20 protein-coding genes are annotated in these 20002 nt (G+C 67.0%); 8 read left to right on the forward strand and 12 right to left on the reverse strand.

The genetic code is table 11. The annotated features are described in order from the left end of the window. Nucleotides 1-11: 11 nt before the first annotated feature. From BFE01S_RS11625 to BFE01S_RS11670, 10 genes are read right to left on the reverse strand one after another with little or no spacing between them, the layout of a single operon-like run. Complete coding sequence (locus BFE01S_RS11625; RefSeq protein ID WP_028225640.1) at nt 12-866, reverse strand: aspartate dehydrogenase; 855 nt, start codon at nt 864-866, stop codon at nt 12-14. Beyond that, nucleotides 859-2517: a thiamine pyrophosphate-binding protein gene (locus tag BFE01S_RS11630; RefSeq protein WP_028225641.1), complete on the reverse strand. Its 1659-nt coding sequence runs from the start codon at nt 2515-2517 to the stop codon at nt 859-861. The genes BFE01S_RS11625 and BFE01S_RS11630 overlap by 8 nt, the downstream gene beginning before the upstream one ends. Continuing rightward, complete coding sequence (locus BFE01S_RS11635) at nt 2510-3316, reverse strand: SDR family oxidoreductase (protein ID WP_028225642.1); 807 nt, start codon at nt 3314-3316, stop codon at nt 2510-2512. The genes BFE01S_RS11630 and BFE01S_RS11635 overlap by 8 nt, the downstream gene beginning before the upstream one ends. After that, nucleotides 3313-4188, reverse strand: coding sequence for an IclR family transcriptional regulator (locus BFE01S_RS11640; RefSeq protein WP_028225643.1), 876 nt, complete (start codon nt 4186-4188; stop codon nt 3313-3315). The genes BFE01S_RS11635 and BFE01S_RS11640 overlap by 4 nt, the downstream gene beginning before the upstream one ends. Next, complete coding sequence (locus BFE01S_RS11645) at nt 4189-5106, reverse strand: alpha/beta fold hydrolase (RefSeq protein WP_042337515.1); 918 nt, start codon at nt 5104-5106, stop codon at nt 4189-4191. Nucleotides 5107-5134: 28 nt separating this feature from the next. Continuing rightward, entirely contained in the window at nt 5135-5674 is a 540-nt protein-coding gene (locus tag BFE01S_RS11650; protein ID WP_028225645.1) for a cupin domain-containing protein, read from the reverse strand. A gap of 40 nt (nt 5675-5714) precedes the next feature. Beyond that, entirely contained in the window at nt 5715-6485 is a 771-nt protein-coding gene (locus BFE01S_RS11655) for an SDR family oxidoreductase (RefSeq protein ID WP_028225646.1), read from the reverse strand. Beyond that, entirely contained in the window at nt 6478-7569 is a 1092-nt protein-coding gene (locus tag BFE01S_RS11660) for an aromatic ring-hydroxylating oxygenase subunit alpha (protein ID WP_028225647.1), read from the reverse strand. The genes BFE01S_RS11655 and BFE01S_RS11660 overlap by 8 nt, the downstream gene beginning before the upstream one ends. Before the next feature lie 59 nt (nt 7570-7628). Beyond that, complete coding sequence (locus BFE01S_RS11665) at nt 7629-7940, reverse strand: recombinase-like helix-turn-helix domain-containing protein (protein ID WP_028225648.1); 312 nt, start codon at nt 7938-7940, stop codon at nt 7629-7631. Nucleotide 7941: 1 nt separating this feature from the next. Further along, complete coding sequence (locus tag BFE01S_RS11670; protein ID WP_028225649.1) at nt 7942-8256, reverse strand: non-heme iron oxygenase ferredoxin subunit; 315 nt, start codon at nt 8254-8256, stop codon at nt 7942-7944. 455 nt (nt 8257-8711) lie between these two features. On the opposite strand from BFE01S_RS11670, the gene BFE01S_RS11675 reads away from it, so the two are divergent. Next, entirely contained in the window at nt 8712-9785 is a 1074-nt protein-coding gene (locus BFE01S_RS11675) for a porin (protein WP_028225650.1), read from the forward strand. Between the two features lie 74 nt (nt 9786-9859). On the opposite strand, the gene BFE01S_RS11680 is transcribed toward BFE01S_RS11675, so the two are convergent. Further along, a complete protein-coding gene (locus BFE01S_RS11680; protein ID WP_028225651.1) occupies nt 9860-10849 on the reverse strand; it encodes an IclR family transcriptional regulator in 990 nt (329 codons plus the stop codon). A 131-nt stretch (nt 10850-10980) separates the two neighbouring features. Further along, entirely contained in the window at nt 10981-11889 is a 909-nt protein-coding gene (locus BFE01S_RS11685) for a LysR family transcriptional regulator (protein WP_028225652.1), read from the reverse strand. Between the two features lie 111 nt (nt 11890-12000). Here BFE01S_RS11685 and BFE01S_RS11690 point away from each other — a divergent pair, with 111 nt between their 5' ends. The 7 genes from BFE01S_RS11690 (at nt 12001) to BFE01S_RS11720 (ending at nt 19944) form a co-directional block, all read left to right on the forward strand. Continuing rightward, nucleotides 12001-13020 (forward strand): zinc-dependent alcohol dehydrogenase family protein, encoded by a 1020-nt coding sequence (locus BFE01S_RS11690; RefSeq protein ID WP_028225653.1) that lies wholly within the window; start codon nt 12001-12003, stop codon nt 13018-13020. A 256-nt stretch (nt 13021-13276) separates the two neighbouring features. Next, a complete protein-coding gene (locus tag BFE01S_RS11695) occupies nt 13277-14527 on the forward strand; it encodes an ROK family transcriptional regulator (protein WP_028225654.1) in 1251 nt (416 codons plus the stop codon). Continuing rightward, on the forward strand, nt 14514-16067 hold the full coding sequence (locus BFE01S_RS11700) for a sugar ABC transporter ATP-binding protein (RefSeq protein WP_028225655.1): 1554 nt from the start codon (nt 14514-14516) through the stop codon (nt 16065-16067). Before BFE01S_RS11695 ends, BFE01S_RS11700 begins: the two co-directional genes overlap by 14 nt. 40 nt (nt 16068-16107) lie before the next feature. Then, a complete protein-coding gene (locus BFE01S_RS11705) occupies nt 16108-17130 on the forward strand; it encodes an ABC transporter permease subunit (protein ID WP_042337517.1) in 1023 nt (340 codons plus the stop codon). Nucleotides 17131-17223: 93 nt separating this feature from the next. Further along, nucleotides 17224-18168, forward strand: a complete 945-nt coding sequence (locus BFE01S_RS11710) for an ABC transporter substrate-binding protein (protein WP_028225657.1) — start codon at nt 17224-17226, stop codon at nt 18166-18168. A 110-nt stretch (nt 18169-18278) separates the two neighbouring features. Beyond that, nucleotides 18279-18992: an alanyl-tRNA editing protein gene (locus BFE01S_RS11715; RefSeq protein ID WP_028225658.1), complete on the forward strand. Its 714-nt coding sequence runs from the start codon at nt 18279-18281 to the stop codon at nt 18990-18992. A gap of 88 nt (nt 18993-19080) precedes the next feature. Beyond that, nucleotides 19081-19944 carry a helix-turn-helix transcriptional regulator gene (locus BFE01S_RS11720; protein ID WP_028225659.1) on the forward strand — a complete coding sequence of 288 codons (864 nt, stop codon included), beginning with the start codon at nt 19081-19083 and terminating at the stop codon, nt 19942-19944. Nucleotides 19945-20002: the final 58 nt, after the last annotated feature.

A 20002-nucleotide genomic window follows, 5' to 3' on the forward strand; every position in this document is an offset into this window, starting at 1 on the left:
CCACTCCTTCGTCAGATCACGCAGCGCGCGGCCCGGTTGCGCAGCGCGCGAATCGCGCTATACGCGGTGAGCGCCGAGGTCTTCGGGTTGTCCGGCAGTGGCTTGCCGCACATCTCCAGCGACATCTCGCCGAATGCCCCGCGCGCGACGATGCGGTGCACATTGCGCTCGACGGCCGGATCGGCGATCAGGCGCACCGTTGTCTGGTCGAGCCCGAGGCCCGCCAGCGCGATGGTGGCCGCCACGTTCGCGTTCTTCGGAAAGAGACGCGCCGCTTCGCGCGCGCTGCCTTCGAAGATCACGCGCTCGCTCGTGAGCGCCCGCAGGTCGCACACTTCTTCGGCCGGCGTATCGAGCCAGCCGAGCGGCGGCTTGCGGCCCACGTACAGCACCTCGTCGAGGCCGCCGAGCTTGGCGGCCGAAAGCGCGTCGATCCCGCCGATCGCACCCGGAAGCAGCGTGAGCGTGGCATGGCCTTCGTCGGCCGCGAGCGAGAGGCGCTCGAGCAGATCGACGTCGGAGAGCGCGCCGATGGAAGCCACCGCGCAGTCCGTGCCCGCCTTCAAGAGCGGCACGACGTGATCGACGAGCGCGCCGTGGCCCGCGCATTCGAGCGCGAACTGCGGGCGGCTGCAGAGCGCCGCAACCGAGGACACCACTTCCACCGAGGCGCCCACCACGTCGCGCACCTGGCGCGCGTGCTGCTCGGGCACGATCACGTGCGAAACGTGCACCAGCGGATCGGCCGCGACGGCGCGATAGACCGTCTGCCCGATCGCACCGAAGCCGATCATCGCGATATCGACCGGCGCCTGCGTCGCGCCTGGGGTCGCGCCCGCTCTCCCCGCTATCATCCCGTTAGGCATGTTGCGGCTCCTCCTTGCGCACCGGCGGCCCCGCGAAGACAGTCTCGAAGCTGCCCACCGACTTCATGTCCACTTCCAGCAGCACCGGGCCTTCGAACGCGAGACCTTCGCGGATCGTGGCGTCCGCGTCGTCCAGCGACGAAAGGCGGTAGTGCTTGAGGCCCAGGCTCGCGCAGAACTGCGCGAAGTCCGGCTGGTGCAGATCGACGAACATGCGGCGGCCGCCGTACTGCGCGTCCTGAATGTTGCGGATCACGCCGTAGCACTGGTCGTTCATCAGCACGATCATCACGTTGGCCTTTTCCTGCACGGCCGTGGCGAGTTCGCCCACGTTGACCATCAGGCCGCCGTCGCCCACGAGGCACACGGTCTTCGCAGCGGACCCGGCCAGCGCCGCGCCAATCGCCATCTGCATGCCCTGGCCGATACCGCCGCCCAGTGCGTGAACGCCGGCACGCGGGCTGAAGATCTTCAGGAGACGGTTGCCCCAGGTGCTGTTCGAGATCGTCACATCGCGCACCCAGTTGTAGTCGCGGCCCACGGCACGCTGCAGCGACTCCACGAGGCGGCGATACGGGCCGAGGCCCCTGGCCGTTTCCGCAATCGCGGTTTCGCGCGCGGCAGCGAGATCCGCCGTGAACTGCGGATCGACCTTCAGCTTGCCTTCGAGCTTCGTGGCCAGTGCGTCGAGCACCGCCGCCGAATCGCCGTGCACGAAGAGCGCGTTGCGATAGCCGCGGTTGTCCGCCAGCGCGTCCGCATCCACGCGGTAGAGCGGCTGCGGCAGTGCGAGCTTGTACTTCAGCGTTTCGTTGCCGCGCAGACGCGAGCCCACCACCAGCAGCGCGTCGCAGGTCTTGTAGAAGTGCTCGACCGGCGCGCTCACGTTAAAGGCGCCCAGCGTCGCCGGATGATCTTCCGGCAGCACGCCGCGGCCCTGCACGCTCGTCACCACGCCGAAGCCCAGCGCCACGAGACGCTCGACTGCCGCCCTGGCATGACGCGCCCCGCCGCCGAGCCACAGCAGCGGACGCTTCGCATTCGCGAGTGCAGCCGCGAGTTCTTCCACGCGTGCGTCGTCGTGCGTGAGCGCCGTGAGGTGGGGTGCGCCGAGATCGGAAGGCCACTCGGTCAGCGCAGCCTGGATGTCGATGGGGATCTCCACGCTGACGGGGCCGCTCGGCGCCGTGCGCGCCACGCGCACCGCTTCGCGGATCGTGGGCAGCGCGGTTTCGACCGAACGTACCCGGAACGCCGCCTTCGAGATCGACGAGAGCATCGTCAACTGGTCCGGTGCCTCGTGGATGTACGCGAGGTCCTGATCGAGGTATTCGGTTTCGATCTGGCCGGTGATGTGCAGGAGTGCCGTGCCCGCGGTCAGCGCTTCGACCATCGCGCCCGCCGCGTTGCCCGCCGCCGTGCCCGTGCTGGTGAAGGCCACGCCGAGGCCGCCCGAGACGCGCGCCAGTCCATCCGCCATGTTGACCGCGCCCGCTTCGCCGCGCGCGCCCACGTAGCGGATCTTGCCGCGGCGGCCAATGGCGTCGAGGATCGGCATGTTATGAATCGAGATCACGCCGAAGGTGGTCTCAACGCCGCATTGTTCGAGAAAAGCGGCAATCAGTTCGCCGACGGTGGTTGTGTTAGACATGACGTGCTACGCCTCCAGATACATCGATATGACTGCCCGTCGTATAGGACGACAGGGACGTGGCCAGATAAAACAGCGCCTGGGCCGCTTCTTCGGGACGGCCGAAACGGCCAAGCGGAATGTGTTTCTTGCGGGCGAGCTCGCTCGTCCAGTCTTGCCAGCTTTGACCGGGCGCGGCCTGCGTTTCGTAGCGGCGGCGCCATTGACCCGACTCCACGATGCCGATCAGGATGGAGTTCACGCGGATCGGGTCCGGCGCGAACTCGCCCGCCAGCGACTTGATGAGGCTCAGCACCCCCGCGCGCGCCGACGACGTCGCCACCATGTGCGGCTCCGGTTGCAGCGCGAGCAGCGAGTTCACGCAGACAATGGCGGCATTGCCCAGCTTCGCCGAGCTGCGCAGCATCGGCAAGAACGCGCGCGTCGGGCGGATGATGCTGAAGTACTTGAGGTCGAGTTCCTCGCGCCACGCTTCGTCGGTGGTATCGGCGAAGGTGGACACGCGGCCCTGGCCTGCATTGTTCACCAGCATGTCGGTACGGCCAAAGCGCGCCTGCACCTCGGCCGCGAAGGCCGCCACTTCGGCGGCGTCCAGCACGTCGCAGCGCGCGGCGAGCAACTGCGCCTGCGGGAAGCGTTCGCGCAGGTCGCGCTCGGCGCGGGCAAGGCGCTCCGCATCGCGGCCGCAGATCGCCACCGAGGCCCCGGCCCGCAAAAAGAGTTCGGCTGCCGCGAGCCCGATGCCGGACGAACCGCCCGTCACCACCGCGACCTGGCCGGTCAAGTCGATTTGAATCATCTGATCCCCAATGCCTTCATGTACGGGTTGGCGGGCTGTGCGCCGCTTCCGGGCCGATAATTGAGCCGCTTCGAAAGTTCGGTCGCCGCGCGGCGGACCTTGTCGATCAGGCCGCCGCCCAGCAGTTGGGCATCGATGGCGGGATGCGGGATCGTGGTGGTGATCACGGCGACGATGCGGCCCGTGTCATTGCGCACCGGCGCCGACACTACCGAAATACCGCGCTCGAACGACGACTCGCTCACGGCGTAGCCTCGTTCGGCATCCTCACGGATGCGGGCAAAGAGTTCCTCCACGGTATCGGGCGTCTGCGGCGTGAAGCGTTCGAGCGCCGGTTCCGGGTAGAGCGCGCGCAACTCGTCGAGCGTGAAGTCGCTCATCAGCACCTGGCCGTGCGTGGTGGCGTGCGCCGGCAGGCGCGTGCCCACGTTCACCTTCACCGAACTGAAGATCGGCGCATGGCTTTGCGCCTTCGCCACGAACACGATGTCGCGGCCGTCGCGAATCACGATGTGCGAAGTGAGACCGGTTTCGTCGCGCAGCGCCTCGATGAGCGGCAGCCCGAGATCGGTCAACTCCAGCGAGCTCAGGTACTCGAAGCCAAGACGCAGCACGGCCACGCCCAGGCGATAGTTGCGGTCGCGGTCTGCGCGTTCGAGAAAACCGAGCGATTCGAGCGTCTGCAGCAGACGGAACACCGTCGTGCGCGGAATGCCCAGGCGCCGCGACAATTCGGGTGCGTCCAGCACCGGCTCGCGCGGCGAGAATTCGGTGAGAATGCGCAGGCCCCGTTCCAGACCCGGCACGCGATAGTTCGTGTCGCTGCGGTCTTCGTCGGCTTCGGGAGCCACGCGGGCGAGATCGGCCGTCATTCAGAAACTCCGTTGTTCTTCTGCTGCGCGGCAGAACGCGTCGATCAACGCGCTATAGGCCGCGGGTGCTTCGATATAGCCGGCATGCCCCGCACCCGGCACGACCTCGAACGGCGCGTGCGCCGCCGCGGCCAGCCGCTCGCAGGCGGCGGGTGGCGTAATCGTGTCGTCTGCGCCCGCCGCCACGCTGACCTTGCCCTGAAACGCTGCGAGGTCGGCCGCGAGATCGGCGTTGGCGAGCAGATGCGTCGCCTGCGCGTAACCGTGCGGCAGCACGCGCGCCATGTTCCAGCGCACCCAGGCGCGCGCCGCATCGTCCGCATGCGGCGAAAGCATGTTGGCGCTGCGCTTTGCCGCGAGCCCGGCCGGGCCGAGTTCCGCCAGCATGGCAAGGCGCGTATCGCGCTTCTCCGCGCGTAATGCCTCGCTCGACGCGCCATAGCCGCCCGCAGGCGAAATCAGCAGCAGCCCCGCCAGCCGCTGCGGATTCGCCACGGCGAAAGCACCGGCCATGATCGCGCCGAGCGAATGCCCCACCAGCACGCAGCGTGCAATACCGAGTGTGTCGAGCCAGCCGGCCAGCCGTGCGGCATAGTCGGCGGCAGCGGGCGAAGCGGCCGCAACCGGCGTGGAATCGCCATACCCCGGCGCATCCCATGCCAGCACGCGGCGCGTGCCGCCCAGCGTTTCCAGTTGCTGGACCCAGGAAGCCGCCCCGGAACCGATGCCGTGCAGCAGCACGAGCGGCAGCGTATCGCTGCGCAACGCGTGCAACTGGGCCGCTTCGCGATACCCTACCCGCACGTCGCCCGCCTCGTCCGCTTTGGCGACCTGGGCCGGGAAGCACGCAAGGCGCGCTTCGAAGGCCGCGGCGGCATCGTCGGTCGGGGTGGAGATGGCGAGGGTATTCACGGTCATGGTTCCGGTGACAGTCAATCTGGAATCCTTACTTCTGCAGATCGCGCTTGATCTTCGCGAGCGGCGAATCCGGCGGATAGGTCGGCGTGATGGGCTTGGGCGAACCCAGCATCACGCACATCAGCGCGTCTTCCTCGCCGATGTTGATTTCCGTGCGGTACACGCCGGGCGGCACCGAGATCAGGTCGCGCTCGCCGAGCACGGCTTCCCAGGTCTCGCCGTCCTTCTCGCAGATCACTTTCATCTTCCCGCGCAGCACGAAGAAGATTTCCTCCACGTCCATATGGATGTGGCTCGGGCCGATGTTGCCGGCCGGAATCACCATGGTCGAGAACGTGAAACCGCCCGCGGGCACCGTGTTCACGTCCTTCGCCACGCCCGTGCCGCCCGTGCCCACATAGCGCATCTGCGCGCGGCGGTATTTCGGGTCGTAGTCGGCCTGGAACTTCAGCGCGTCCCAGTCGTAGCGGCGCGTTGCGTAGCGCGCCACGCGGCTGTCCATCCACTGCTCGAAACTGGCTTCGTCGGGACGCTCCCACGATTTGCGCTCGAGATCGGCATCGGCCATCGCTTTCTCCTTTAAGTTCAACACTGTCGATTAGACAAGATCAATTCATCACGAAGCCGCCGTTCACCGGCAGCAACTGGCCCGTCACGAAGCGCGCGGCCCCGGAGAGCAGGAACAGCACCGGGCCCGTTACGTCGTCGGGCACCTGCGGGCGGCGCAGCGCGCGGCCTTCGAGGTAGTACGCGTGGCGATCGGCCGGCACGTAGGCTGTCGCCTCCACTTCCGTGAGTCCGGGCGCGATGGCGTTGACGGTGATGCCATCCGCGCCGAACTCGCGTGCGAGCGAATGCGTCATGGCAATCACGGCGCCCTTGCTAGCCACATAGGCGAGCAGCCTGGGCGCACCCCACAGTGCCGTGTCCGAAGCGATGTTGACGATCGAGCCGTGACCCGACTCCGCAAGCCAGCGCTGCGCCGCGGCGCACATGAGCCAGGTGCCGCGCACGTTGACGTTCATGACGGCGTCCCACGTTTGCACGCTCAATTCGTGCGCGAGCTTGCCGCCCGAGTTCGTGATCGCCGCGTTGTTGATGAGGCCGTCGATGCCGCCCATGCGTTGCGCGGCGCTTTCGACGAACGCGTGGATGCTCTCCGGCTGCGCGAGATCGAGCGGCACATAGCCCACGTCGTGCCCCTGCGCGGCAAGCGAGGCCGTGAGCGCCGCGCCGGCGTCGTGCAGCACGTCGCCGAAGGTCACGCGCGCACCGGCCGCGGCCAGCGCCGCGACGAACGCGGCGCCCAGACCGCGCGCGCCGCCCGTCACGACAACGCGCCGGCCCGCGAGGCTCGCCTGCGTCGCAGCGTTATGCATGGCTGTGGCCCGCAGCGGCTTGCTCCGCCTGCGCGCCATGCTGTGCGCGCCAGGCGTCCAGTTCGGCGAAGTCCTGCTGCGCGCGCTGGCGCAGCATGCGGCGCACGCGCGTCATGCCCACGTCGTGCTGATAGAGGAATTCGTGATCGCGCGCATTGGGTGCGAGGCTTTCGAGTACGTAGCGGTCCTGTTCCAGCACCGCCCAATGCAGCCCTTCCAGGCGATTGCGATAGAGGAAGCGCCACGCGTCGCGCTGCCAGCCCTGCACCTTGCGCGTGCGCCAGAAATAAACCTGGCAGTTCTTTTCATCCACCGGCACGGAGAAGCCGATGATGCCGAAGTTGCCGCCCGGGCCGAACTTCTTCTTGTACGGAATCGCGAGGCGCATCCACAGGCAACCCGTCTCGCCCAGCTCCACCCAGTCGAAGTTCACGTCGCGCTGGCCCACTTTCTCGAACATGAGGCCGGTGTCGGTTTTGCGCACGCGCATGTCGGCCTGCTTGTCGCCTTCGGCCATCGAGTGCGAAGTGGCATGCAGATAGGCGCCGTGCATCGGGTCCATCACGTTGTCGATCGCGTACTGGTAATTGCACTTCCAGTTCGAAACGCAGAGGAACTGCGCATAGTCCGCGCCGACCAGTTCTTCCGGCAGCACGAGCGGCGCGGGTTCCTTGTGCGCGTCGTCGCCGAACCACAGGAACACCGCGCCCGCATGCTCCTGCGCGGGATAGGACTTCACGCACTTCTGCCCTTCCAGCGGGCACGACGCCACGGCCGGCACGCTCTGCACGGTGCCGCCGCCATCGACTTCGATGCCGTGATACCAGCACGCCACGCGGTCGCCGAGGTTCCAGCCGAGCGAGAGGCGCGCGCCGCGGTGCGGGCAGCGGTCTTCCAGCGCGTGGACGTTGCCGTCCTGGTCGCGCCACAGCACGATCTGGTCGCCAAGGCGCGTAATGCCGATGGGCGCGCTGCCCACCTGCCAGCTCGGCACGACGGGATACCAGTAATTACGCAGGCCGCGGTCGAGATAGGCGCGGATCGGATCGGCGGCGCCGGCCGCTTCGAGAGTGGGGGACGTCATCTGGGGCTCCGGGTACTGATTCGGTGAGACGGTGGGGGCGGCGTGAAAGGCGCGCCCGCTTATTCGGCGAGCAGGCGGAATTCGGCGGCCAGTCGCTCCGCGGTCCACGGCGCGCCTTCGGGCGTGCGAAAGCCCGCGCCGTTCAGCCCTGCCACCACCTCGTCGAGTTCGACGGCACCGGCTTCGAACACCTTTTCGAGCGCGTCGCCAAAGTCGTTTTCATATTGCGTGGGCTCGGCCTTGCGCGTTTGCCACACGAGGTTCTGCGCCTCGCCCGGCTGCTCGATCACGCCCTTGCCTGCCACGTTGTTCGGTTGCGGCGCAAGCCAGGGCTTGAGCCACGGATTGAAGTTCACGGGGATTTCACGCATGTCATTCCACCTTGATCTGGATTTCTTCACCGGCGAGACGGACCGCATACATTTTCAGATCGCGGCCACCGGGCTCCTTGAGGCACTTGCCGGTCGGGATATGGAACACGGCTTCGTGCAGCGGGCATTCGACGGTGTCGCCATCGACGAAACCCTGCGTCAGCAACGCGTACGCATGGGGGCAGACGTTTTCGAGCGCATAGATCTCGTCGCCCACCTTGTAGATGCCGATTTCGGTGCCGTCGAGCTTGTACTCGAGCGGTGCGTCGTCGGACAGATCGCCGGCATGTCCGGCACAGCGCCATTCTTCAGCCATTTCTCACCTTTCCAGGGGACTTATGTTCCATACAAGGAACATTAGTTTATGTATGGTCATTATAGGAGCCGTCTTACGCCATGAAAATAAAATTCGTGCACGCCTGGGGAAAACACCGATCAATCCCCGGAAGGTGCGAGAAAGGTGCGCGAACAACCTTTATGGATCGCTCTCGGACGGTTGCGGCAACGGCCGCCGGAACAGGCTTTCCGCAGACTAATGGACGCGTCGTTGCAGCCGCGACACAGGGTATTCACCGTCCAAAAAAAGTATTTTGGCCTCCCCGGAGAAACTCTATACTTTCCATAGGCGTTACGTTTGTCCATATATGGAACACTCAACGCCAGTGTAGCTCGCCAAAAAAGAAGAAGCGGCGAGCACGCCAGAGGGTTTCAAGAGGTTGAGCAGGCCGATGCAAACATCCGGCCATTCGTCATACGTTGAGGAGTCCAAAGTTGAAGCACGTCATTGTCGCGGGACTGACCGGAATCTGCGCCGTCTCGAGCGCATGGGCACAAAGCAGCGTCACGCTGTACGGCAGCCTCGATGCCGGTGTCGCCTATATCAGCAACGTCGGGGGCAGCACCAGGTGGATGGAAGAACAGGGCAACACGCAGCCGGACCGCTGGGGCCTGCGCGGCGCCGAGGATCTGGGCGGCGGCCTGAAGGCGATCTTCCAGCTTGAAAACGGCTTCTACACGAACACGGGCGCCATGGCGAAATCGGGCGTGCTCTTCAACCGCCAGGCCTTCGTGGGCCTCAGTTCCGACCAGGTCGGCTCGCTGACGCTCGGCCATCAAACGCCGTTCGCGTTCGACGTTCTCGATCCGTTCAGTACTGCCTACGTTTCCGGCAACTGGTTTGCGTTCCACCCCGGCAACATCGACGAGCTTGCCGATACGGGTGTCGTGCCGTTCGACAACTCCGTGAAGTTCCGCTCGGCGAACTGGTATGGCTTCACGGCGGGCGCCATGCTCGGCTTTGGCAACACCACGAACTTCTCGACCGGCCGCACGATGAGCTACGCGCTCACGTATTCGAGCGGCCCGTTCAAGGCCGGCGCGACGTGGTCCAACGAGCACGACCGCTCGGTATCGATCGCGACCATCGGCCTCGCCACGTTCCAGGGCCAGCCTGCCACGACCTACGTGGCCGACAAGGTGGAGAACATGGGCATCGGCGCCTCGTACGATTTCGGCAAGCTGCTGCTGCACGGCCTCTACACGCGCACGAAGCTGCAGTCGGCCGGCTATTCGGATACGTTCCAGAGCTACGATGCCGGCGCGAACTACCAGGTCACCGTCGCCAATGCGATTGTGAGCGGTGCGTCCACCTCAACGCTGTCGGGCCGCCGCTGGACCCAGTTCGTGATCGGCGACATGTACTCGCTTTCGAAAGCGACGCAGGTGTACGTGGACGTGCTGTACGAGCGCGCGAACTCGGAAGCGCAGGCGGCGCTCTTCACCGCGGGCGTTTCGAGCGGACGCAATCAGACGAGCGTGGTCACGGGTATCCACCACTCGTTCTAATGCCTCGATGTGAGGGCAACGCGCGGAGGGTGGCCCCTCCGCGCAGCAGTATCGCCCGGGTCAAAACCCGGTAGTCAGAAGAAGCCTGCAGGCAGCGAGCGGCTGCGCGCCGCGCGGGCGGCCGTAGGGTCGCTGGCGCGGGGCCGGTAGCTCAGGCGCATGGAGAGGTCGATGGCCGCGCCGCATACGGCTGCGACCAGAGGCGCGCGCTCGGCGTCGCCGCCAATATCGGAGCGCGGCACCGTGGCCGTGATGGCCGCCACGATCCTGCCCGACTGATCGCGCACCGGCGCGCTCACCACCGAAATCCCCGTTTCGAACGAAGCCTCCGAGAGCGCGTAGCCCTGCTCGGCACTCTCGCGCACGCGCGCATAGAGGTCGGCCACGGTGGCCGGCGTGCGGTCCGTGAAGCGTTCGAGCTGCTTCTCCGGGTAGAGCGCGCGCAGTTCGGCCAGCGTGAGATCGCCCATCAGCACCTGGCCGTGTACCGTGGCATGCGCAGGCAAACGCGTGCCCACATGCACCTTCACCGAGCTGAACATGGGGTCGCGCGTCTGCGCTTTGGCGACAAAGACGATATCGCGGCCATCGCGGATCAGCAGATGCGTGCTCAGGCCCGTCGAATCGCGCAGGCGTTCCAGCACAGGTTGACCGAAATCCGTGAGTTCGAGCGAGCTCAGATACTCGAAGCCGAGCCGCAGCACGGCCACGCCCAGGCGAAACTGCTTGTCGCCATTCACGCGTTCGAGAAAGCCGAGCGCTTCGAGCGTCTGCAGCAGGCGGAACGTGGTCGTGCGCGGAATGCCGATGCGCCGCGAGAGTTCGGGGGCGCCCAGCACCGGCTCGCGCGCCGAAAATTCCGTGAGGATGCGCAGGCCCCGTTCGAGGCCGGGCACGAGGTAGGTGGACGTGCCCGCGCCTTCTTCGTCGGCGCCTTCCTGCGCGCACACGGACAAGGCTGCGGATTCCGGCACGACGCTCTCATCGTCGTTGCCGGGGGGCGTCTCGCTCCTGTGCGGCCCGCTGCCGCGGCGGGCGGCGCCGGTCGTGTTCTGTTTGGCCATTGGCGGCTAGTGTCTGCTTGTCTCTGCTTGTTTCGGTGGAACGTCTCGTTGACCTTCGAATGATAGCGCGAAGCGTGCCCTCCACTGGAGGCTTGCGGTGCCTGTGCACCCGATGCGGGCGCCCCGATTCCTCAAACCTTCGCGAGCATGGGCGGAATTCGGGCAACGAACGCGTCCACGGCCACCCGCACCTTGGGCGGCGTATGGCGCGCTTTCTGCCGCACCACATGCACCTCGGCGCCCAGCACGCTGCGGCTGTCCAGCACGAGCGCGAGACGCCCGTCGCGCAGATACGGGCCCATCAGCCAGCACGGCAGCCACGCGAGTCCCGCGCCGGCCGCGGCCGCATCGGCAATGGCCTGCAGATCGTCGAAATGGAGGCGCGCCGCGGGGCGCCATTCCTGGGTCTTGCCGTCCGGACCGAGCACCCGCCACGGCGCGCTTTGTCCCGCACGGCCATAGGCAATGCTGGTGTGCGCGGCCAGGTCGGCGAAATCGGCCGGCTTGCCGTGCTGCGCGAGATACGCGGGCGACGCGCAGATGCCCATGCCCTGCACGCCCAGCCGCCGCGCGACGAGCGTGGCGTGGTCGGCCAGCGTGCCGATGCGCACGGCCAGATCGAAGCCGTCCTCCACCAGATCGGTCACGCGGTCGCTGAACGACAGTTCGACGTCGAGCCGCGGATATTCCTCCACCAGCGCGCGCACGACGGGCGCCACGCACTGCCGCCCGAACAGCACGGGCGCCGTAATGCGCAGGCGCCCGGCCGGCTCGCGTCGGCCGTGATCGAGCGCGGCCTCGGCGGCACCGAGGTCGGCCAGCACGCGGCGGCACTGCTCGTAATAGGCGTGGCCTTCGTCGGTAAGGCTCAGGCTGCGCGTGGTGCGCTGCAAGAGCCGCACGCCGAGGCGCTGCTCCAGCCGCGCGACCACTTTCGCCACGGCCGAACGCGTCACGCCCAGCCGCTCCCCGGCGGCGGCAAAGCTGCCGGCCTCCACCACGTCGACGAACTCCTCGACACCCCTCAACCGTTCGGTCATCGCCTGGCCTCGTATTTGGTTCCTCACAGGAAACAGTAAGTGGCTTTAATCTCGCCAATGTTTCCCTGTACGCAACATTATCATAGCTGCTCCAACCGAACGGGAGCAGCCATGAATGCATGGAAACTGAAGGCGGGTGCGGGCATCGACGCACTCAAGCGCGCCGATATCGCGCCCCGCCAGCCGGGGCCGCACGACGTCGTCGTGAAGATTCACGCGGCGGGGCTCAACTATCGCGACCTGATGTTCGCGCGCGGCGACTATCTGGGCCTGGGCGACACGCCGCTCGTGCCCGTTGCCGACGGCGCCGGCGAAGTGGTGGAAGTGGGCAGCGCGGTCACCCGCTTCAAACCGGGCGACCGTGTCATCAACACCTACTTCCCGCACTGGATCGACGGCGCCCCGGCCCCGCGCAAGATCGATGTCTCCCCGGGCGCGCAGGCAGACGGCGTGCTGGCCGAGCGCTTCGTCGAAAACGAAGAGGCATTCGTCGCGATTCCGGCTCACCTCAGCTATGAAGAAGCCGCCACGATCTCGTGCGCGGGCATCACCGCCTGGAACGCGCTCTTCGCCGACAGCGGCGCGCAGCCGGGCTCGACCGTCGTACTGCTGGGCACGGGCGGCGTGTCGATCTGGGCACTCCAGCTCGCGCACGCAGCCGGCTTGCGCACGCTCATCACGTCGTCCAGCGACGAGAAGCTCGCACGCGCCCGGCAACTGGGCGCCGACGAAACGATCAACTACGCCGCCACGCCCGAATGGCAGAACGAAGTCTTGCGTCTCACGGGCGGCGCGGGCGCCGATATCGTGGTGGAAGTGGGCGGCCGCGATACGCTGCCGCGCTCGATCGCCGCCGCGAAGCTGGGCGGCACCGTGTCGATCATCGGCGGCGTGAGCGGGTTCGCCGGGCCCGAGCTCCCGCTGCTGCCAGTGATCGGCGGCATACGGCGGCTGCAGGGTGTCATGGTGGGCAGCCGCGCGATGCTCGAAGACGTGACCCGGCTCGTTGCTGCGCGGCAGATCCGGCCGGTGGTGGACCGCGTGTTCGGTTTCAACGAGGCGCCCGAGGCTTATGCGTGGCTTCAAAGCGGCCAGCACTTCGGCAAGGTGGTGATTCGCGGCGCGCAATAGTCGGCCTGGAGTCGGCCCGGGGCGCGGCAGCCGCCTCGAGTATCAAGCAGCAATCCTGTATGTCCGGGCGATGCGCGGCGATTATTGCCGCCCTCGCCCCATCCCGCCCGCCCCATCCTCACCTCGCCAGCACGCCGCCCCCCTCCCACGCACGGGATTTCCCCAGGCTGACAGACTCGCGTTTCCGTCATTAAATAAATCAACATGATTTAATTAATGACGGCCTCACCGCCGTCGCCCTCGCTGGAGGAGACACGTGAGAAGTCCGCATGTCGGGCAAGGCAGCAATTCGGCCAATGTCCGCCGCTTCAACGAGCGCCTCGTGCTGCAGGCGCTGCGCCGCGCCGGCGAGGCTTCGAAGGCGGATCTCGCGCGGCTTGCGAACCTCACGAGCACGGCGGTGGGCAGCATCATCACGTCGCTGATCGAGAACGGCCTGATCGAAGTCACGGGCCGCCGCCTCGACGGCCAGCGCGGCCAGCCGGCCTCCCTGCTGCGCCTCGACCCGCGCGGCGCGTTCGCCATCGGCGTGCGGCTCGACCGCACCAGCATCGAAACCGTGCTCGTCAATTTCGCGGGCCAGATGATCGCGCGGCGCTCGCACGATCTGCTGCTGCCGCAGCCGCCCGTGGCCCAGGAGATCGTGCAGCGCGACATCCGCGATCTGCTGTCACGGCTCGACGCCCGCGAGCGCAGCCGCATCGCCGGCATCGGCGTGGCACAGCCGTACAACCTCGGGAGCTGGCTGCGCGAGCTGGGCCTGCCCGCCGATACTTTCCGCGTGTGGAACGACGTCGATTTCGCGGGCGAACTGGGCCGCGCGCTCGCGCTGCCCGTTTTCAGCGAAAACGACGGCAACGCCGCCGCCATTGCCGAGCTGTTCTATGGCTGCGGGCGTCAGCGCGACGACTTCATCTACCTGTTCCTCGGCCCGGCCATCGGCGGCGGCATCGCCATCGACGGCGACTGCGTGCGCGGCCTCACCGGCAATGCGGGCGATTTCGCCGTGATGCCGGTGCCGCCCAGCCGCCTGCCCTCCGCGGCGCAGCCGCCGGGCAAATGGGACATCCTGCTTTCGCGGGCATCGCTCATTTCGCTGCGGCGGCACTTGCGTCACTATGGCGAGACCGTGGACAGCCGCGCCGATCTCGAAGCCTGCATCGCCCGCGGCCATCCCGCCGTGGAGGAATGGCTCGACGATTGCGTGGATGCGCTCGCGCCCGCGCTGCGCGCCTCGCTGTGCGTGCTGGACCTGCGCGCCGTGGTGCTGGACGCGGACGTGGACGCCGGCCTCGTCGACACGCTCATGAAGCGCCTGCGCGTGGCGGTGGCCGCCACGGCCCCCGAAGCCAGCATCACGCCCGAACTCGTGCGCGGCACGTTCGGCCCCGACGCGGGCGCGCTAGGCGCCGCCACGCTCCCCATGTTCTTCAATTTTTCGCCGCGCGCGGGCATCCTCATGGGAGCCGGCGCGCAAACGCAGGAGGTGAGTCATGCCGCAAACTGAATCGCCGGGCCCGCTGCTGGAAATGCGCGGCATCAGCAAGACCTTTCCCGGCGTGCGCGCGCTGGACAACGTGAGCCTTTCGGTACGCGCCGGCGAAGTGCATTCGCTGATGGGCGAGAACGGCGCGGGCAAATCCACGCTCATGAAGATTCTTTCGGGCGCCTACGAAGCCGATGCGGGCGGCGAGATCCTCGTCGAGGGCAAGGTCGTGCAGATCGACGGCCCCCTCGCCGCGCGCGAACTGGGCGTTGCGGTCATCTATCAGGAACTGAGCCTCGCGCCCAACCTGAGCGTGGCCGAAAACATCTACGCGGGCCGCGAACTGCGCAAGGGCGGCCGCCGCTTCGGCATGGTGGACCGCAAGGCCATGGAGCGCGACTGCGAAGACGTGCTCACGCGCCTCGGAGCGAGCTTCGGCCCCGCCACGCTGGTCGGCACGCTCTCGATCGCGGAACGCCAGCTCGTGGAGATCGCCCGCGCCGTGCATGCGCAGGCCCGCATCCTCGTGATGGACGAACCCACCACGCCGCTCTCCTCGCGCGAAACGGAACGTCTTTTCAAGCTCATTCTCCAGTTGCGCGAAGAAGGGCTCGCGATCATCTACATCAGCCATCGCATGGCCGAAATCTACGAGCTTTCGGACCGCGTTTCCGTGCTGCGCGACGGCACCTACGTCGGCACGCTGGAGCGCGAGGCGCTCAATGCCGACAGCCTCGTGAGCATGATGGTGGGCCGCGACATTTCGGGCTTCTACAAGAAAGCGCACGCGCCCTACGATCCGGGCAAGGTGGTGCTCACCGTGCGCGACGTGGCCGACGGCCGCCGCGTGCGCGGCTGCAGCCTCGACCTGCATGCGGGCGAAGTGCTCGGCATTGCGGGACTCGTGGGCGCGGGGCGCACCGAACTCGCGCGCCTCATCTTCGGCGCGGAGCCGCGCACGAGCGGCGAGATCGCCATCGACGGCCACACGCTTCACGTGCACACGCCGCGCGACGCGATCAACGCCGGCCTCGTCTACCTGACCGAAGACCGCAAGCATCAGGGCCTCTTTCTGGACATGAGCGTGCGCGACAACATCAACGTGGCCGTGTGCGGGCGCGACGCGCACTTCGGCGTGCTCGACCGCGCGCGCGGCGCCGAACGCGCGAAGGAAGCGATCCGCTCGCTCTCGATCCGCGTGCCGAGCGCCCGCGTGAACGTGGGCGCGCTTTCGGGCGGCAACCAGCAGAAGGTGCTGCTCTCGCGCCTGCTCGAAACGCAGCCGCGCGTGCTGATTCTCGACGAGCCCACGCGCGGCGTGGACATCGGCGCGAAGTCGGAGATCTACCGCATCATCAACGAGCTCGCGAAGACCGGCGTGGGGATCATCGTGATTTCGAGCGAACTGCCCGAGATCATCGGCGTGGCCGACCGGGTGCTCGTGATGCGCGAAGGCGTATTCGCGGGCGAGGTCGGCGGCTATACCGGCAAGCCCATCACGCAGGAAGCCATCATCGAACTGGCCACCGGCTCGCAGTCCGCGCTGGACGAAGCGGCCTGACCTTATCCGAACACGAGAGACGTTACATCAGGAGTACGACATGAGAAACATTCTTCCCCGCCACGGCGCCGCTGCCGCACAGGCGCAAGCGGGCGCCGGCGCCCGGGACGGCCACCGCGCCCGCATGAAGTCGCTCATGCGCACGGCCGGCATGCTCCCGGTTCTCGTGCTGCTGTGCGCGGGCTTCGGCTTCCTGACCGACGGCTTCTTCACGCTCGAAAACCTCTCGATCGTCACGCAGCAGGCCTCCATCAATATCGTGCTGGCCGCGGGCATGACCTTCGTGATCCTTACGGGCGGCATCGACCTCTCGGTGGGCTCGATCCTTTCCGCGGGCGCCGTGGCCGCGATGCTGGCGTCGAACATTCCCGGCTGGGGGTGGCTCGGCGTGCCCGCCGCACTGGCCGTGGGGCTCGGATTCGGCATCGTCAACGGCGCGCTGATCTCGTTCCTGCGCCTGCCGCCCTTCATCGTGACGCTCGGTTCGCTCACCGCCGTGCGCGGCATCGCGCGGCTCATGGGCCACGACACCACCATCTTCAACCCGCAACTGTCGTTCGCCTTCATCGGCAACGGCACGGTGCTCGGCATTCCCTGGCTCGTCATCATCGCGCTCGCCGTGGTGGCCGTTTCGTGGTTCGTCCTGCGCCGCACCGTGCTTGGCCTGCATATCTATTCGGTGGGCGGCAACCCGGAAGCCGCACGCCTCTCGGGCATCAAGGTGTGGGGCATCGAACTCTTCGTCTATGCGATCTCCGGCCTGCTCGCGGGGCTCGGCGCCGTGATGTCCGCCGCGCGCCTCTACGCCGCCAACGGCCTGCAGCTCGGCCAGTCGTACGAGCTCGACGCCATCGCGGCCGTGATCCTGGGCGGCACGAGTTTCGTGGGCGGCGTGGGCTCGATCGTCGGCACGCTCATCGGCGCGCTCATCATCGCCGTGCTGTCCAACGGCCTCGTGCTGCTGGGCGTTTCGGACATCTGGCAATACATCATCAAGGGCCTCGTGATCGTGGGCGCCGTGGCGCTCGACCGCTATCGTCAGCGCGGCTCGGCCCGCACGTAACGTCACGCGAACCCTCTCCTCATACAGCACCATCGGGCGCGAGCGGTCCTCTCGCGCCCGAGCCAGACAACAGGACCTTTCTGGAGGCAACCCATGTTCAAGAAGAAAGCGGTCATCGCCGCTGCCGCCGTGACCCTCGGCTTCGCCCTGCAGGGCGCGCATGCCGCGGACAAGCAGATCAAGTCGATCGGCGTGACGGTCGGTTCGCTCGGCAATCCTTACTTTGTGACGATCGTCAACGGCGCCGAGGCCAAGGCAAAGCAGCTCAACCCCAATGCCAAGGTGACAGCCGTTTCCGCCGACTACGACCTGAACAAGCAGTTCACGCAGATCGACAACTTCATTTCCGCGCACGTGGACATGATCCTCCTGAACGCCGTCGATCCGAAAGCCATCCTGCCCGCCGTGCAGAAGGCGCGCGCCGCGGGCATCGTGGTGGTGGCCGTGGACGTGAGCGCCGCCGGTGCGGACGCAACGGTACAGACCGACAACGTGAAGGCCGGCGAGCTCTCCTGCGACTACATCGTGAAGAAGCTCAACGGCAAGGGCAACGTGATCATCGAAAACGGCCCGCAAGTCTCGGCCGTGATCGACCGCGTGAACGGCTGCAAGTCGGTGCTCTCGAAGGCGCCGGGCATCAAGGTCCTCTCCGACGACCAGGACGGCAAGGGTTCGCGCGACGGCGGCATGAACGCCATGCTCGGCTATCTCACGCGCTTTCCGAAGCTCGATGCGGTCTTCACGATCAACGACCCGCAGGCGATCGGCAGCGACCTGGCCGCGAAGCAGCTGCATCGCAGCAATATCGTGATCACCTCGGTGGACGGCGCGCCCGATATCGAAACCGCGCTCAAGACCGATACGCTCGTGCAGGCTTCCGCCAGCCAGGACCCGTGGAAGATGGCGCAGACGGCAGTGGACGTGGGTTACGGCATCATGAACGGCAAGAAGCCAGCGAACCCGCTGATCGAGATGATGCCGCAACTCATTACGCGGGATAACGTGGGCAGCTACAAGGGGTGGTCGTCGCCGCATTAATGGCGCGCTGCGCAATTTTGACCAAGACGGGGCCGTTCGCGCCCCGTTAGAGTGGCGGCAACCGGGGGTTCATCCTGAAACTTCATCCCGGATTCCACGAGGTTGCCGCCATGCCCCACTATCTCTGCCACGACCACCCCGAGCTGCTCGACTTCGAAGCAAGCGTGGTCGATGCCCGCCCCGGCGCCGTGCTGCTCTCGCGCTCCGCCCTGCATCCGGGCGGCGGCGGCCAGGTCTGCGATACGGCCACCCTCACGCATGCCCAGGGTGTGGCGCGCATCGTCGGCATTTCGGTGGAAGGCTGGCGCTGCTGGCATCTGCTCGATGCCCCGCTCGAACTCGCGGGCGACGTGCAGGTCAGCATCGACGCAGCACGCCGCGCAACCCTGGCGCAACTCCATACGGCCACACACATACTCAACGCCCTCGTCTATCAGGCGTTCGACGGCGCACTCGTAACCGGCGCGCAGATCAACGCGGACGGCATCGCCCGCATGGACTTCGATCTCCCCGAAGCGCCGAACGACGCCCTGCGCGCACTCGAAGCCCCGCTGAACGACGTGATTCTCCGCGGGCTGGACGTGCGCACGTATCACCTGCCCTTGCGCGAAGCCGAGGCTACGCCCGGGCTGATCCGCAGCCGCTCGGTAGCGCCGCCGCCCACGCCGGACGGCACCGTGCGCATCGTCGAGATTGGCGACCTGGACCGCCAGGCGTGCGGCGGCACCCATCTCTCGAACACGGCGCAGTCGCGGCCGGTACGCATCACCAAGGTCGAGAACAAGGGCCGCAGCAACCGGCGCGTGCGGATCAAGCTAACATGACGAACATAGCGAACATGGCGAACGCGGCGAAAGCGAAAGCAATGACGAAGCTCGCCCCGCCACGCCCTGCCTGAAGATTTCGAGCGCCATGGAAGACACCTCCTCACCCGGAAACGCGGTCCTGTACCGGCGCGACGCCGCGCTTGCGGGCGCCGCGCTGGCCACGGCCCGCTACGGGGCGCACGAGTTCGACCGGCACGTGCACGACGAACTCGTGATCGTGATGACCGAATTCGGCGCCGGCGAATGCCGCACGCGCGCGGGCGCGGACGTTTCCGGTCCGGGAACGGTGCGGGTGTTCGGTCCTGGCGAATACCACTCGGGCCACGTATGGGAAGACAAGGCGTGGCACTACCGCGCGATCTATCTCGACCACGCCGGTCTTGCCGCGCTCTCTTCGGTGTTCAGCGAGGACAGCCGCAGCGAACGCCTGCTCGCCGTGCCGCCCGGCCAATACCACGACGAAGTGCTGTGCCGGCTACTGCTGAAGGCCCACGCGAGCCTCGACGACAATGGCCCGATGCCGCTCATGGAGCGCCAGGCGAACTGGTGGGCCGCCATGGGCATGCTGTTCGGCCGCTACGGGCAACCGAAGCCCGAGGTGGACGAAGCCGCCGCCGCGGGACGCGAAACGCAGAAAATGGCGCGGGTGCGCGACTATATTGCCGCCCATCACGACCTCGACATTGCCGTAGACGAACTGGCCGCGCTCGTCGATCTGAGCCGCTACCACCTGATCCGCGCGTTCTCGAAGGAGTACGGCCTACCGCCGCACGCCTACGCGAACCAGTTGCGCCTCATTGCCGCCAAACGCCTGCTGGCAGCGGGCCAGAGCCCGGCCGACGCGGCCGCGAGCGCGGGCTTCTACGATCAGAGCCATTTAAATCGCGCATTCAAACGCGCCTATGGCATCACGCCGGGCACCTACGCGGCGCTCAAGCCTGCGCCATGAGATGTGCCGATGCCGCTGCGCTCAGTATGCGAGCGCAGCGGCATCGGCAGGAAAGGCC

This window comes from Paraburkholderia ferrariae NBRC 106233 (assembly GCF_000685035.1).
In the GTDB taxonomy this organism is placed as follows: domain Bacteria; phylum Pseudomonadota; class Gammaproteobacteria; order Burkholderiales; family Burkholderiaceae; genus Paraburkholderia; species Paraburkholderia ferrariae.

Bases quoted from the DNA above. Each gene is read 5' to 3' on its own strand.
- BFE01S_RS11625 (WP_028225640.1), bottom strand. From the start codon at position 866: ATGCCTAACGGGATGATAGCGGGGAGAGCGGGCGCGACCCCAGGCGCG.
- BFE01S_RS11630 (WP_028225641.1), bottom strand. From the start codon at position 2,517: ATGTCTAACACAACCACCGTCGGCGAACTGATTGCCGCTTTTCTCGAA.
- BFE01S_RS11635 (WP_028225642.1), bottom strand. From the start codon at position 3,316: ATGATTCAAATCGACTTGACCGGCCAGGTCGCGGTGGTGACGGGCGGT.
- BFE01S_RS11640 (WP_028225643.1), bottom strand. From the start codon at position 4,188: ATGACGGCCGATCTCGCCCGCGTGGCTCCCGAAGCCGACGAAGACCGC.
- BFE01S_RS11645 (WP_042337515.1), bottom strand. From the start codon at position 5,106: ATGACCGTGAATACCCTCGCCATCTCCACCCCGACCGACGATGCCGCC.
- BFE01S_RS11650 (WP_028225645.1), bottom strand. From the start codon at position 5,674: ATGGCCGATGCCGATCTCGAGCGCAAATCGTGGGAGCGTCCCGACGAA.
- BFE01S_RS11655 (WP_028225646.1), bottom strand. From the start codon at position 6,485: ATGCATAACGCTGCGACGCAGGCGAGCCTCGCGGGCCGGCGCGTTGTC.
- BFE01S_RS11660 (WP_028225647.1), bottom strand. From the start codon at position 7,569: ATGACGTCCCCCACTCTCGAAGCGGCCGGCGCCGCCGATCCGATCCGC.
- BFE01S_RS11665 (WP_028225648.1), bottom strand. From the start codon at position 7,940: ATGCGTGAAATCCCCGTGAACTTCAATCCGTGGCTCAAGCCCTGGCTT.
- BFE01S_RS11670 (WP_028225649.1), bottom strand. From the start codon at position 8,256: ATGGCTGAAGAATGGCGCTGTGCCGGACATGCCGGCGATCTGTCCGAC.
- BFE01S_RS11680 (WP_028225651.1), bottom strand. From the start codon at position 10,849: ATGGCCAAACAGAACACGACCGGCGCCGCCCGCCGCGGCAGCGGGCCG.
- BFE01S_RS11685 (WP_028225652.1), bottom strand. From the start codon at position 11,889: ATGACCGAACGGTTGAGGGGTGTCGAGGAGTTCGTCGACGTGGTGGAG.
- BFE01S_RS11690 (WP_028225653.1), top strand. From the start codon at position 12,001: ATGAATGCATGGAAACTGAAGGCGGGTGCGGGCATCGACGCACTCAAG.
- BFE01S_RS11700 (WP_028225655.1), top strand. From the start codon at position 14,514: ATGCCGCAAACTGAATCGCCGGGCCCGCTGCTGGAAATGCGCGGCATC.
- BFE01S_RS11705 (WP_042337517.1), top strand. From the start codon at position 16,108: ATGAGAAACATTCTTCCCCGCCACGGCGCCGCTGCCGCACAGGCGCAA.
- BFE01S_RS11710 (WP_028225657.1), top strand. From the start codon at position 17,224: ATGTTCAAGAAGAAAGCGGTCATCGCCGCTGCCGCCGTGACCCTCGGC.
- BFE01S_RS11715 (WP_028225658.1), top strand. From the start codon at position 18,279: ATGCCCCACTATCTCTGCCACGACCACCCCGAGCTGCTCGACTTCGAA.
- BFE01S_RS11720 (WP_028225659.1), top strand. From the start codon at position 19,081: ATGGAAGACACCTCCTCACCCGGAAACGCGGTCCTGTACCGGCGCGAC.